The organism is Methylophilus sp. 13 (assembly GCF_015354335.1).
Taxonomy (GTDB): domain Bacteria; phylum Pseudomonadota; class Gammaproteobacteria; order Burkholderiales; family Methylophilaceae; genus Methylophilus; species Methylophilus glucosoxydans.
Map to the genome: position 1 here is coordinate 557,639 of NZ_JADKYR010000001.1, position 13,588 is coordinate 571,226.

Consider the following 13,588-nt stretch of genomic DNA (forward strand, 5'->3'; position numbering starts at 1 on the left):
GCTTGTGTATGGTCATGCTGAGCTGGCTATTTAAGTGCAGCAACCACCTTGAGTGCTTCAACCGTTGCCTTGACATCGTGCACGCGTAACAGATGTGCCCCTTGCATGGCACTAATTACGGCAGCAGCTACACTGGCGTGCAATCTGGCGTCGACATCGTTGCCCGTCATTTGTCCCAATACCGATTTACGCGACAGGCCAACCAGCAATGGGCAGCCCAGCTCGCTAAACTCAGGTAAAGCCTTGGCCAGGGCAATATTGTGCGCGCGGGTTTTACCAAAGCCAAAGCCTGGATCCAGCATAATCCGGTCTTGGGCAATGCCTGCCGCCAGACACATATCACGCTGGGTCTGCAAAAACAGTTTCACCTCCACCACCACATCCTCATAGCGAGGATCCAGCTGCATGGTTTGCGGCATGCCTTGCATATGCATGATGCAAACACCAGCATCGCTCTTTGCAACCACCTCAAGCGCGCCAGGTTCCTGCAAGCCTCTTACATCATTGACGATGCTTGCGCCAGCCGCAATCGCGGCCTGCATCACGGCAGGCTTATAAGTATCAATGGAGATCGGAACGGGAATATCGCGTGCGACCAGGGCCTCTATTACCGGCACCACGCGTTGTAATTCTTCGGTCAGGGAGACTGGCGTCGCATTAGGCCGCGTAGACTCACCACCGATATCGAGCACCGCGGCGCCTTGTTCGATCAATGTCAAGGCATGATGCACCGCGGCATCCACCTGCTGGAATTGACCGCCATCGGAAAAGGAGTCCGGCGTAACATTGACGATACCCATGACTTGGGGCTGGTCAAAATTGAGACGAAAACGTCCACAATGAAAGAGCATAGGTCATTGATTTCCAAAAAAACAAAGGCTGGCAAAAGCCAGCCTTGTTATTTTAACTGAAAGCCAGGTTGTCACAAACCTGTGGCCAACCTGAACCTCAATCTTAGTTAGGCTTTAGGTCTCAGTATCATCGCCTTTTGCCGTTGGTTGCGGTGCCGGGTTTACCATGGTGCCCGAACCACTGCCGCCAGAACTGATGGTAGGTCCATTTTTCTGCTTGGGTGGACGCACTGGCAAACCAGCCATAATGTCATTGACCTGATCAGCATCAATGGTTTCGAACTCCATCAAGGCTTTAGTCATCGCCTCCACTTTGTCGCGGTTATCTTCAAGCAATTTGCGCGCAATCGCATATTGCTCATCCAGGATACGGCGAATTTCAGCATCGACTTTTTGCTGCGTGGCTTCTGAGACGGTCCGTGAAGACATACTGCCCATCCAGGAATCCTGCTCGCTACCTGCATAGACCATGGTCCCCAGCGAATCGGACATCCCGAACTTGGTCACCATGTCACGCGCCATTTTTGTCGCACGCTCAAAGTCATTCGAAGCGCCGGTAGACATCTGATGCATGAAAATTTCTTCAGCAATCCGGCCACCAAACAGAATCGAAATATCTTCCAGCATTTTGTCCTTGTAATTGCTGATACGGTCATGCTCAGGCAACTGCCATGTCAAGCCCAGCGCCCAGCCACGCGGCATAATGGTGACCTTGTGCACAGGATCCGCTTTCGGTAGCAACTTGGCAACCACCGCATGCCCGGACTCATGATAGGCCGTATTCAAACGCTCCTCTTCACGCATCACCATAGACTTGCGCTCTGGCCCCATGAAGATTTTGTCTTTGGCATCCTCAAAATCTTGCATATCTACCGTGCGTTTATTACGACGTGCAGCGAACAACGCCGCTTCGTTGACCAGGTTAGCCAGATCAGCACCACTAAAGCCTGGTGTACCACGGGCAAGAATATCCGCTCTAACATCTGGATCAATGGGCACTTTACGCATATGAACATTGAGGATTTGCTCACGACCTTTGATGTCTGGCAAGCCGACCATAACCTGACGGTCAAAACGGCCAGGACGCAATAATGCTTTATCCAGAACATCGGCACGGTTGGTTGCTGCAATCACGATCACACCGGAATTGGCCTCAAAACCATCCATCTCAACCAACATCTGGTTCAACGTTTGCTCGCGCTCATCGTTACCGCCACCCGTACCGGCACCGCGGTGACGACCGACCGCATCAATCTCATCAATAAATACGATACAAGGGGAGTTCTTTTTGGCGGTTTCAAACATGTCACGCACACGCGCAGCACCCACGCCAACAAACATTTCCACAAAGTCAGAGCCAGAGATACTGAAGAATGGGACTTTGGCTTCACCGGCAATCGCACGGGCCAGCAATGTCTTACCGGTCCCAGGCGGGCCTACCATCAATACGCCACGCGGGATGCGGCCACCCAGTTTCTGAAACTTGCTTGGGTCCTTCAAGAACTCAACCAACTCAGCCACTTCTTCTTTGGCTTCATCGCAACCGGCCACATCAGCAAATGTGGTGCTGTTGTTGGATTCATCCAGTTGACGTGCCTTGCTCTTGCCGAACGAGAATGGGCCACCGCCCTTGCCGCCACCTTGCATCTGGCGCATGAAGAAAATCCAGACACCGATCAAGAGAATCATGGGAAACCAGGAGACAAAAATGCTCATAAGCATGGATTCATGCTCTTCTGGTTTGGCTTCTACGATAACGTTATTTTTAAGCAGGTCTGATACCAACCATGGATCGGAAGGCGAGAATGTCTCATAGTTTTTGCCCTCGTTGGTAGTGACATGCAATGAGCGGCCATCAATCTGCACCTTGGCTACGCGGCCATCCTTGACCTCTTGCATGAACTGAGAGTAAACCACCTGGCCACTGCTTCTGCCCGTGCCGCTAAATTGATTAAATACCGTCATCAGCAACAAGGCAATTGCTACCCAAATCGCGATATTCTTCAGTAGATTATTCAAAGTGGTTCCTTAACTTTAAAAACGAAAGGCAGGGAGAATCCCTAAGAAAATAATGGAGGCAAAGCCCATAATTTCAAGCCTTCAGTGGCATTGTATACCCATTTTTTTGCTTGTGCGATCAAACTAAACGCAAAAAAGCATTGCAATTCAAGCTTTTCGCTGCAAGCCCAGCAGATACACTTCACTGCTACGATCACGCGAGGCTTTAGGTTTTCGTGTGACGACTTTGGCAAACTGGCCACGCATTTGTTTCACAATTTCCTCAAAGCCACTGCCGATAAAGACTTTGACCAGAAAGTTGCCGCCCGGTTTCAACCAATGCTGACAAAAATCCAGGGCGAGTTCCGTCAAGTAAGTCGCCCCTGCCTGATCAACATCTTTGAGTCCGCTCATGTTAGGCGCCATGTCGGCAATCACCAGATCGACCAGCTTGCCATTCAGCGAGGCCTCCAATTGCTGCAGCACCGTTTCTTCGCGAAAATCACCGCAAATAAATTCCACACCGGGAATCGGATGCATCTCCAGAATATCCAGTGCAATCACGCGGCCCTGGCCTTTGATGCGCTGGACCGCGACCTGTGACCAGCTGCCAGGTGTAGACCCCAGATCCACTACGGTCATGCCAGGCTTGATCAATTTATCTTTATCGTCAATTTCGAGCAGCTTATAAGCAGCGCGGGCACGGTAGCCGTCTTTTTGCGCACGCTTGACGAATTCGTCATTGAGATGCTCTTGCATCCAGGCTTTACTGGTTTTGGAGGGTTTCATAGGGGGAATTCCTGCTTCATGCTAAAATGCGGTCTGTTTTCAAGGAATATTTTGCATGCAATTAAACAGCAAACAAATCGCTTATTTACGTGGTCTGGCACACAATTTAAATCCGGTAGTCATGATAGGCAACAATGGCCTGACAGACGCGGTACTCAAGGAAATCGAGGTTAGCCTCAATGCCCACGAGCTTATCAAAGTGCAAGTGGCGGGCGATGACCGCGATTTGCGTAAATCATTATTCGAAGAGATCGCCGATAAAGCGGGCGCCATCGCTGTGCACCATATCGGCAAACAACTGGTGTTTTATCGCGCCAGCGAAACCGTGAAAGCCTCAGCGAAGATCGTGATCCCCAAGCTGTAATCACGCTCACAAACACGCCTGATACAAAAAACGCGCATTCCTTTGCGCGTTTTTTATTGGCCTCAGTTCGACTTGACCACCAACCAGACACCTAACAAACACTCAATCATGTAAGCAATACTCGCCACACCATGCCAGGTTTTAAAGCGGCTGGCGAACACACTTTGCATCACATCGTTTGGCAGAGCACTGGCTTTGAGCTGAGCCAATAATGGCTGGATGCCAAACTCGCCAATCAGGACCAGTATCCACATGATGAGGATCACCCAGAACAGGCCTTGCTTGAATGCGGAAAAACCGTCACTCGCCAGCCGCTGGATCAACAACCACAAGCCGCTGACAAGCCCAATGTAGCTGACAATGGTAAACAACTTTCCTGCGACGTTTCCGGCCAGCATATGGTCAGGAATGGTTTTGAACAGCACACTGGCGGTGATGGCAGTCATCCACAAAGCCCCCACCCACAACGTAAGTAAGACCGGGTTTAACCATCCGGTGAGTCCTGATTGTTTGGCCATCGCTGCTACGCTCCTATTTTCTGCTATTCACGCATCCCAGATGATTCAATCGCAAGGACTAAACGTAGAGTACCTCAATGATTTCGTACTCTTTCACGCCGCCCGGTGATTGGATTTCAACGACTTCACCCTCAGACTTGCCAATCAGGCCACGTGCAATTGGCGAACTGACCGAGATTTTGCCATTTTTGATATCTGCTTCATCCTCACCCACGATCTGGTAGGTTTTGGCATCGCCAGAATCCAGGTCTTCAAACCTGACGGTTGCGCCAAACACCACACGGCCCTCAGCATTGAGCATGGTTGGATCAATGATTTGCAGATTGGACAATTTCGCCTCAAGCTCGGCAATCCGGCCTTCGATAAAGCTCTGGCGCTCTTTGGCTGACTCATACTCTGCGTTCTCAGACAAGTCGCCTTGTGCCCGCGCTTCAGCGATCGCCTGGATAATATTGGGTCTATCCACCGCGCGCAAACGTTGTAATTCTTCTTTGAGCAATTCTGCACCTTTCACGGTGACAGGAATCTGATTGACTGCCATGATGAAAATACCTTCAAAAAATGAGTATAAAAAAAATAAACCACACCCGAATGAGCGTGGCTTATTTAAATATCAACTAAGCCTAGTGTATGTTAACCAAGGCGTTTGTGCAAGTCTTGCACCGAGTAGACATCCATATCCTTGCTTTGTGCCATGCCGATACAAGCGGCACGCGCACCCGCCAGGGTTGTGTAATAAGTCACCTTGTTCTGAAGCGCGCTGCGGCGAATCTCATACGAGTCAGTAATCGCCTTTTTGTCTTCTGTGACATTGACAATCAAACTGATCTCATCGTTCTTGATCATGTCGACAATATGCGGACGACCTTCAGCGACCTTGTTCACCGGTGTCACCTCCAGACCTTGCTCGGCCAGTGCACGCGCTGTGCCTTTGGTCGCCACTAGCGTGAAACCGAGTTTAACCAAGTCCTGTGCAATGTCGATCACTTTTTTGTGATCTTCGTTACGTACGCTGATAAAAGCTCTACCACCAGTAGGCATCTTCACAGAGGCCCCCAATTGTGACTTCACAAAAGCCTCGGCAAAGGTGTTCCCTACGCCCATCACTTCACCGGTCGATTTCATTTCTGGGCCCAGGATGGTATCCACGCCCGGAAACTTGATGAAGGGGAACACAGCTTCTTTCACCGAGTAATAAGGCGGAATCACTTCTTTGGTCACGCCTTGAGATTTCAGCGTCTGACCTGCCATGCAACGTGCCGCAATTTTGGCTAGCTGCAAGCCACAGGCTTTGGACACAAACGGCACGGTACGGGATGCGCGCGGGTTAACTTCGAGCACATATACCACATCGCCCTGCCCACTGTTCTGCACGGCAAACTGTACGTTCATCAGGCCTTTCACGCCCAGCGCTTTGGCCATTTGCACGGTTTGTCTGCGCAACTCATCTTGCAGGTCGTCGCTCAGGCTGTAAGGCGGCAGTGAGCAGGCAGAGTCACCAGAGTGCACACCGGCTTGTTCCACGTGCTGCATGATGCCGCCGATCAACACATCTTCACCGTCGCTCAAAGCATCCACGTCTACTTCAATCGCATCGTTCAGGAAGCGGTCCAGCAGAACTGGGGACTCATTAGATACCTTAACCGCTTCACGCATGTAGCGCTCCAACTGGCTTTGCTCATGCACGATTTCCATCGCGCGGCCACCCAGCACATAAGAAGGTCGCACCACTAACGGGTAGCCGATTTCAGTCGCCAGGCGAATCGCCTCTTCTGGCGCACGCGCTGTGCGGTTTGGCGGCTGCTTCAGGTTCAGGCTATGCAGCATTTGCTGGAAGCGTTCACGGTCTTCTGCACGGTCAATCGCATCTGGCGTGGTCCCAATGATAGGCACGCCAGCTTTTTCGAGGTCACGCGCCAGCTTGAGCGGGGTTTGGCCGCCATACTGCACAATCACGCCCACTGGTTTTTCGATGTTGACGATTTCGAGTACGTCTTCCAGTGTCACCGGCTCAAAGTAGAGACGGTCAGAGGTGTCGTAATCGGTAGAGACGGTTTCGGGGTTACAGTTGACCATAATGGTTTCGTAACCATCTTCACGCATGGCAAACGCCGCGTGCACACAGCAATAGTCAAACTCGATGCCCTGACCAATGCGGTTAGGACCACCGCCCAACACCATGATTTTTTTCTTGTCCGACGGATTGGACTCGCACTCTTCCTCATAGGTCGAATACATATAAGCCGTGTTGGTGGCAAATTCAGCCGCACAGGTATCTACGCGCTTATAGACCGGACGCACATTAAGCGCCTGACGGAAAGCACGCACTGCATGCTGGTCTGTGCTCAACAGCTTGGCCAGTCGACGGTCAGAGAAGCCTTTACGTTTGAGGCGGAACAGGGTCTCTTTGGTCAAATCCCCCAGCGACTTGCCTGACAATGACAATTCGAGTTTGATGATTTCTTCAATCTGCACCAGGAACCAGCGGTCGATTTTGGTGATATCAAACACTTCATCCACACTCATGCCCAAACGGAAGGCGTCCGCCACGTACCAGATACGCTCAGGACCGGGCTCACCCATTTCCTTGACGATACGGTCTTTGTCATCGGTGACCGAATCCAGACCATCCACACCGACTTCCAGACCGCGTAACGCTTTCTGGAAAGACTCCTGGAAGCTACGACCCATGGCCATGACTTCACCCACAGATTTCATCTGGGTCGTCAAGCGGCTATCCGCCTGCGGAAATTTCTCAAACGCAAAACGTGGCACTTTAGTGACCACGTAGTCAATCGATGGCTCAAATGAAGCCGGGGTCTGACCACCGGTGATTTCATTACGCAACTCATCCAGCGTAAAACCCACCGCCAGTTTGGCCGCGACTTTGGCAATCGGAAAGCCTGTTGCTTTGGAGGCCAACGCAGATGAGCGTGACACCCGCGGGTTCATCTCAATCACAATCATGCGGCCATCGTTCGGGTTGATGGCAAACTGCACGTTGGAACCACCGGTATCGACCCCGATCTCACGCAATACGGCCAGTGAGGCATTCCGCATGATCTGGTATTCTTTATCGGTCAGGGTTTGTGCTGGCGCAACAGTAATACTGTCACCGGTATGCACGCCCATAGGATCCAGGTTTTCAATCGAACAGATAATGATGCAGTTGTCCGCTTTGTCGCGTACCACTTCCATCTCGTATTCTTTCCAGCCCAGCAGCGACTCTTCGATCAGCAACTCGTTGGTTGGGGAGGCATCCAGGCCGCGCTCGCAAATGGCGATAAATTCTTCGCGATTGTAGGCGATGCCACCACCACTGCCGCCCATGGTGAACGAAGGGCGAATAATCGCCGGATAACCAATAGTGGCCTGCACTTGCAAGGCTTCTTCGAGGCTGTGTGCAATCGCTGAACGTGCAGAACCCAGGCCAATTTTGGTCATGGCTTCTTTAAACTTCTGACGGTCTTCGGCTTTATCAATCGCCTCTTTAGTCGCGCCGATCAGTTCCACATTGTATTTCTGCAAGACGCCGTGCTTGTCCAGATCGAGGGCACAGTTCAATGCCGTTTGCCCACCCATGGTTGGCAGCAAGGCATCAGGACGCTCTTTTTCAATAATTTTTTCGACGATTTGCCAGGTAATGGGCTCGATGTAAGTCGCATCTGCCATTTCCGGGTCAGTCATGATGGTGGCTGGATTGGAGTTGACCAAAATGACCCGGTAACCCTCTTCCCGCAAGGCTTTACAGGCTTGGGCGCCAGAGTAATCAAACTCACAGGCTTGACCAATGACAATCGGACCTGCACCGATAATCAGAATACTTTTAATGTCGGTTCTTTTTGCCATTAGATGGACTTTCTTTCTTGCATTAACTGGATAAAGCGGTCAAACAACACGCTCATTTCTTGCGGGCCTGGGCTGGCTTCCGGGTGTCCCTGGAAGCTAAAGGCGGGCTTGTCTGTACGCGCGATCCCTTGCAGGCTGCCATCAAACAATGACACATGCGTCACTTTGACATTGGCAGGCAGCGTCGCCGGGTCAGCCGCAAAACCATGGTTCTGGCTGGTGATATACACACGCTTGCTTTCCACATCCTGTACCGGATGGTTGGCACCGTGATGACCAAATTTCATTTTCAGGGTTTTTGCACCACTGGCCAATGCCAGCAACTGGTGGCCCAGACAGATCCCAAAGGTGGGAATGCCTGAATCCACCAAGGTTTTGATCGCTTTAATTGCGTAATCACATGGCTCAGGATCACCAGGGCCGTTAGACAGGAAAATGCCATCTGGCTGATAGGCCAAGGCTTGTTCGGCAGTTGCCTGGGCCGGCAAAACGGTGACTTTACAGCCACGTGAAACCAGCATGCGCAGAATGTTGCGTTTCACACCATAGTCAAATGCCACTACATGAAACTGTTGCTCAGCCGATTTGCTAAAGCCCGCGCCTAATTGCCATTCCTGCTCGGTAAACTCATAGGCTTGTGTACAGCTCACCACTTTAGCCAGATCCATCCCGGCAAGCCCAGGGAAGCCCTGTGCATGGGCCAATGCCTGTGCCTCATCCACATGCTCACCCGCCATAATACAGCCGGCTTGCGCACCCTTCTCACGCAAAATACGGGTCAACTTGCGCGTATCGATATCAGCAATCGCCACTACATTGTTGGTCTTGAGATAATCGGAAAGATTTTGTTCACTGCGGAAATTGCTTTCCAATAAGGGCAGGTCACGAATAATCAGACCCGCAGCATAGACTTTGCCAGATTCCACATCTTCGCTATTGGTACCATAGTTACCAATATGCGGATAAGTCAATGTGACAATTTGTTCGGTATAGGAAGGATCGGTAAGAATTTCCTGATAACCGGTGATGGAAGTATTGAACACCACCTCACCGACTGTATGACCGGAAGCGCCAATGCTCATGCCCTTAAAAACAGTTCCATCTGCTAACACTAAAATCGCTGGAATTGTTTTTGACACCTTTAGCTCCTTAAGTTTGAATCGAAACACATCTTTTGAAGGTCGCAACATGCCTGCGAGGGCCCTATGCAGCGGTGAGTAGATGTGCAAAACGGGAAAAGTTTTTTGGACTCTTCCCGTTCAGAATTGCGGCATTATAGCCTAGATTAAAGCCTCACTCAAGGGCGAGGTATTGTCAGAGGATGTTAAAGCATGATGATTGCCCGCGTGAAATCAGCGGCTTAACCATCAATTCTTGTCAAAGCCAAGCACATCTCGCATATCAAACAAACCGGCCTGTTGGGTTGCCAGAAACTTGGCAGCGCGCAACGCGCCCTGAGCAAAGGTCGCCCGGCTGGAGGCCTTGTGCGTTAACTCTACACGCTCACCCACACCAGCCAGGACCACCGTATGATCGCCCACCACATCGCCACCGCGCAGGGTTGCGAAGCCTATGGTGCCCGCTTCACGCTCACCAGTGACACCTTCACGCGCATACACGGCACAATCCTTCAGTGCCTTGTCTATGCCTTTGGCTGCGGCTTCGCCCAAGCGCAGTGCCGTGCCAGACGGCGCATCGACTTTATGGCGATGGTGCATTTCGACGACTTCGATATCGTAGCCTTGGTTTAATACGCGCGCGGCTTGTTCAACCAAGTTAATCAGCAAGGTGACACCCACGCTCATATTGGGCGCAAACACAATCCCGATATTTTTGGCAGCTGCCTCAATACTGACTTTCTCAGCCTCGCTAAACCCTGTGGTGCCAATCACCAGCTTCACCTGCGCCTGCTGACACGCTTGCAAATATTGCATACTGGCTTCAGGACGGGTGAAGTCCACCAGCACATCAGCCCCCTTCAATGCAGATTCAACATCAGAAGTAATTTTGACGCCACTCAACTTGCCAAACTGCTCACCAGCATCTCGACCAATCATGGCACTTTCAGCACGATCCAAGGCCGCATGCAGTTGCAAGCCAGGATCAGAAAAAACGCCTTCAAGCAGGGCATGCCCCATACGGCCAGACACGCCTGCAATCACTACTTTCAACATAACTCGCTCAACTTATTGTTTTATATACTATTTTAGAAAAACGGATTAAAAACCGATTTGCTCCAACACGCCATCCAGATGCTCTGCGCTGCCTTCTGGCGCCGTCACCTGTTGCTTGGTGGCTGGCAGTTCTGCACCATTGCCAGCACTTTCACGCACGATCAACCAGCGCTTGCTAGCGTTATCCAGCTTGAGCTGCAGACGTTTGACCATTTCGTCGCGATAGGCTTTAGAAGCATACTTCTGATTGAAGGTGACCACTGCACTATCCCCTTCCCGCGCCACACTCACATCAGTGATTTCGAGCGTGATTTTACCTTGCTGTGGAGACAGGCGTTTTTTACGTTGCGCCTCCCAGGCTCCGCGGCTAGGCAAGCCTTCTGGCACAAACTCAGGCGAGTAAGCAGCAAAATAAGCATTCACATTTTTGTTTCGCCAAGCCTGCGCCCAGGCATCCACGGCCGCCTCTACACTGACTTCAGGGGTAGCGGCTGGAGGTTGTGTTGCCACTTCAGCCTGATCCATGGCAGGGGCAACCATCGGCGTCTCGGCCAACATCACCTTGGGCGTTGCTGCTACTGCAGCCACGGCTGGAATCGTTGCCGTACGCTCACGCGCAATTAACCAGCGTCTTTGGCTAGGCTCATAACGCATTTCAAGCGTCTTATTCAGCACATCCTTGTAAGCCTTGGCCGAATATTTTTGTTCAAATTGCACCACCGCAGAGACACCATCGCGCTGCACCACAATATTATTCAAGACCAGTGTGATTGGGCCCTGGCTGGGAGAAAGACGCTGCTTGCGTTGTGCCTCCCATGCCGCTTTGCTGGGCAGGTTTTCTGGCACAAAGTCAGGCGCGTAGGCGGCCAGATAGGTTTTAATATTCTTACTACGCCAGGCCTGCGCCCAATTGGCCACAGCCTGATTAATCTCGGCATCACCGACAGCGGCAGAAGGCTCAGCAGCATTTTCTGCCACGGTCGCTACAGTAGGCTCGGCTGGCTTGGCAAGCACAGCTTCTGGTGGTAATACAGGCGTGACAGGTGCAGCCGCCAGACTTTCAGACTGAGGAGATGCAGCGGGTTCAGCAACAACAGGCGCCACTGCAAGCGCGGCGGCAGGGCTGCTTGGCGTCACAGACTCTTTAGCTGTAGGCACTTGCGCAACCGCTTCTTTGACAGCTGGTTTTGAAACCGAAGGTGGAGGTGGAGGCGGCAGCTCCGGTTCGGGTTCAGGTTCTGGCAACTGCTCCGCAATAAATGTAGGTGCTGGCTCGCTGACTGCTTCTGCTTTTGGGGCAACGCCTTTTTCAGTCACTTGATGCGCTTGTGCATCCGTCGCAGGCTGATTGGCTTCAGCCATATTGCCCTTGATCATTTCCTGTTCGGTAGGGATGACAGGCGCGACATATTCCCCCTCAGGAATATAAGGGATCACCTCGTCATCTTCAGTCATGTTGACTGTAGCCGGTGGTGAAGCTGGCTTAGCCACCGGCGCAACAGGCAAGGGCTTGGTCTGCGCTTTAGGTGCGATTGATTTTTTGCTGTTTTTTGACTTAGGGGCGGCCTCAGCAACAGCAACGGTAGCGGCCGTCGCGGCGACCGCGGCCGATGGACTTACGCCAGATGCATTTGCAGCTGAGGCAGCACTCGTGGTGGAAGCCGCGCTTGCTGCAGTATTCAATTCAGCCGCAGGTGCTACCACAGCAGGCGGCGCAGCATCCTGTTCAAAGACAGGTGGCGGCTCAACGGTGTCTGCAATTTGGGCAGCCATGGTTTTTTCATTCATGGCCTGTGTGCTGGCCGTCAGGGCCGGAGTACTCGCCTCTGCCGGATTCGCTTTCACCATTTCTTGCGGAGCAGGGGCTGCCTTATATTCCCCCTCAGGGATATGCGGCACGATTTCCTCATCGGCCATCTGCTGCGGAGTGGTGGCTGCTTGGACCTGCGTAGGAGGCTCGGCAGTGACCACTTTATTGGCTGAGTCCGCTTTGGCTGGCTTAGCTTCCTTCGCTTGAGCATCACCCTCCCAGAATTTCAGCTTGTCCGCCCAGGACTCCTCTTTCGGCGCTTCAGCTTTTTTGACCGGAGCTTCTACAATGGTTTTGATGTCCGGGTTCTCTGCCGAAGGAATCACATCGCCACGCACAGCCACCAGGCTGTCCTTATCAAAATCCAGAATGACCCGGCGTTTTTCAACAATTTGGCCTTGCTGGCGTAACTCGTAAAAATAGTCCCAGCGATTATCACTGAAACTATCTACGATGAGCGGTGTCCCCATAATGTAGCGGACTTGCGAACGGTTCATACCCGGCCGCAGTTGCATTAACATTTTTGAAGTCACCACATTTCCCTGCTGGATGTCCATCTTGAATGGTTTCATTGATGGAAGCTTGGCGCCGCACCCACTCTCCAGAGATGCGACAACCAACACAAATAAGATAGAATTACGCATTGGATTCACTTTATAATCGGTATATTCATTACATACATTAATATACCACGTAGTTTCGCGAATCAAGTACGCCATACTACTTAACCCTCGGACAAAAATTATGCATGATCCTAAAGACCTCAAAAATGCAGGCCTCAAAGCAACACTGCCCCGTTTAAAAATTCTGGAGCTATTTGAAAACAGCGAGCAGCGCCACCTGTCCGCGGAGGATATCTACAAGATCATGATCACCAACGGCGAAGACGTGGGCTTGGCAACGGTCTACCGCGTGTTAACGCAATTTGAGCAGGCGGGCTTGCTGGTACGCCATCACTTTGAGAGTGGCAAAGCCGTGTTTGAAATGAATGAAGGCACTCACCATGATCATATTGTCTGCATCAAATGTGGCCGGGTAGAAGAGTTTTATGATGAAGAGATCGAAAAGAGACAGAAAGCTGCCGCCGAAAAATATGGCTTTAGCATGCAAGACCACTCTTTAACTATTTATGGGACATGTACAAAAACGTCTTGTAACGAATCCTGATATTCAACCATCAACTATTCAGGTCTTAACACCGACCTGGATACGCTTGATTGTCAGCCTCGATCAGA

11 protein-coding genes are annotated in these 13,588 nt (G+C 51.5%); 2 read left to right on the forward strand and 9 right to left on the reverse strand.

What is annotated here, in order from left to right:
• Window positions 1-26: 26 nt before the first annotated feature.
• The 3 genes from folP to rlmE form a co-directional block, all read right to left on the reverse strand.
• Entirely contained in the window at window positions 27-851 is an 825-nt protein-coding gene (gene folP, locus INP77_RS02540; RefSeq protein WP_194747118.1) for a dihydropteroate synthase, read from the reverse strand.
• Window positions 852-965: 114 nt separating this feature from the next.
• Window positions 966-2,870, reverse strand: coding sequence for an ATP-dependent zinc metalloprotease FtsH (ftsH, locus tag INP77_RS02545; protein WP_194747119.1), 1,905 nt, complete (start codon window positions 2,868-2,870; stop codon window positions 966-968).
• A 147-nt stretch (window positions 2,871-3,017) separates the two neighbouring features.
• The gene (gene rlmE / locus INP77_RS02550) at window positions 3,018-3,638 is read right to left on the reverse strand and encodes a 23S rRNA (uridine(2552)-2'-O)-methyltransferase RlmE (RefSeq protein WP_194747120.1); all 621 of its coding nucleotides are present in this window, start codon (window positions 3,636-3,638) and stop codon (window positions 3,018-3,020) included.
• A gap of 55 nt (window positions 3,639-3,693) precedes the next feature.
• Between rlmE and yhbY the strand changes: the two genes are divergently transcribed.
• A complete protein-coding gene (yhbY, locus tag INP77_RS02555; RefSeq protein ID WP_194747121.1) occupies window positions 3,694-4,002 on the forward strand; it encodes a ribosome assembly RNA-binding protein YhbY in 309 nt (102 codons plus the stop codon).
• A gap of 62 nt (window positions 4,003-4,064) precedes the next feature.
• Here yhbY and INP77_RS02560 read toward each other — a convergent pair whose 3' ends face one another.
• From INP77_RS02560 to bamE, 6 genes are all read right to left on the reverse strand, one after another.
• Window positions 4,065-4,520: a DUF4149 domain-containing protein gene (locus INP77_RS02560; protein WP_194747122.1), complete on the reverse strand. Its 456-nt coding sequence runs from the start codon at window positions 4,518-4,520 to the stop codon at window positions 4,065-4,067.
• A gap of 58 nt (window positions 4,521-4,578) precedes the next feature.
• Window positions 4,579-5,061, reverse strand: coding sequence for a transcription elongation factor GreA (gene greA, locus INP77_RS02565; protein ID WP_194747123.1), 483 nt, complete (start codon window positions 5,059-5,061; stop codon window positions 4,579-4,581).
• Between the two features lie 92 nt (window positions 5,062-5,153).
• The gene (carB, locus tag INP77_RS02570) at window positions 5,154-8,369 is read right to left on the reverse strand and encodes a carbamoyl-phosphate synthase large subunit (protein WP_194747124.1); all 3,216 of its coding nucleotides are present in this window, start codon (window positions 8,367-8,369) and stop codon (window positions 5,154-5,156) included.
• Window positions 8,369-9,508, reverse strand: a complete 1,140-nt coding sequence (gene carA / locus INP77_RS02575; RefSeq protein ID WP_194747125.1) for a glutamine-hydrolyzing carbamoyl-phosphate synthase small subunit — start codon at window positions 9,506-9,508, stop codon at window positions 8,369-8,371. The genes carB and carA overlap by 1 nt, the downstream gene beginning before the upstream one ends.
• Window positions 9,509-9,736: 228 nt before the next feature.
• Window positions 9,737-10,543 (reverse strand): 4-hydroxy-tetrahydrodipicolinate reductase, encoded by an 807-nt coding sequence (gene dapB / locus INP77_RS02580; protein ID WP_194747126.1) that lies wholly within the window; start codon window positions 10,541-10,543, stop codon window positions 9,737-9,739.
• A gap of 45 nt (window positions 10,544-10,588) precedes the next feature.
• Window positions 10,589-12,925, reverse strand: a complete 2,337-nt coding sequence (bamE, locus tag INP77_RS02585) for an outer membrane protein assembly factor BamE (RefSeq protein ID WP_228518656.1) — start codon at window positions 12,923-12,925, stop codon at window positions 10,589-10,591.
• Window positions 12,926-13,097: 172 nt separating this feature from the next.
• On the opposite strand from bamE, the gene fur reads away from it, so the two are divergent.
• The gene (fur, locus tag INP77_RS02590) at window positions 13,098-13,520 is read left to right on the forward strand and encodes a ferric iron uptake transcriptional regulator (RefSeq protein WP_194747128.1); all 423 of its coding nucleotides are present in this window, start codon (window positions 13,098-13,100) and stop codon (window positions 13,518-13,520) included.
• The last annotated feature ends 68 nt before the right edge of the window (window positions 13,521-13,588 follow it).

What these genes read in the sequence shown, in the direction of transcription:
- yhbY (WP_194747121.1), top strand. Translation starts at nt 3,694, where the DNA reads ATGCAATTAAACAGCAAACAAATCGCTTATTTACGTGGTCTGGCACAC.
- dapB (WP_194747126.1), bottom strand. Translation starts at nt 10,543, where the DNA reads ATGTTGAAAGTAGTGATTGCAGGCGTGTCTGGCCGTATGGGGCATGCC.
- fur (WP_194747128.1), top strand. Translation starts at nt 13,098, where the DNA reads ATGCATGATCCTAAAGACCTCAAAAATGCAGGCCTCAAAGCAACACTG.
- folP (WP_194747118.1), bottom strand. Translation starts at nt 851, where the DNA reads ATGCTCTTTCATTGTGGACGTTTTCGTCTCAATTTTGACCAGCCCCAA.
- INP77_RS02560 (WP_194747122.1), bottom strand. Translation starts at nt 4,520, where the DNA reads ATGGCCAAACAATCAGGACTCACCGGATGGTTAAACCCGGTCTTACTT.
- bamE (WP_228518656.1), bottom strand. Translation starts at nt 12,925, where the DNA reads ATGAAACCATTCAAGATGGACATCCAGCAGGGAAATGTGGTGACTTCA.
- carB (WP_194747124.1), bottom strand. Translation starts at nt 8,369, where the DNA reads ATGGCAAAAAGAACCGACATTAAAAGTATTCTGATTATCGGTGCAGGT.
- greA (WP_194747123.1), bottom strand. Translation starts at nt 5,061, where the DNA reads ATGGCAGTCAATCAGATTCCTGTCACCGTGAAAGGTGCAGAATTGCTC.
- rlmE (WP_194747120.1), bottom strand. Translation starts at nt 3,638, where the DNA reads ATGAAACCCTCCAAAACCAGTAAAGCCTGGATGCAAGAGCATCTCAAT.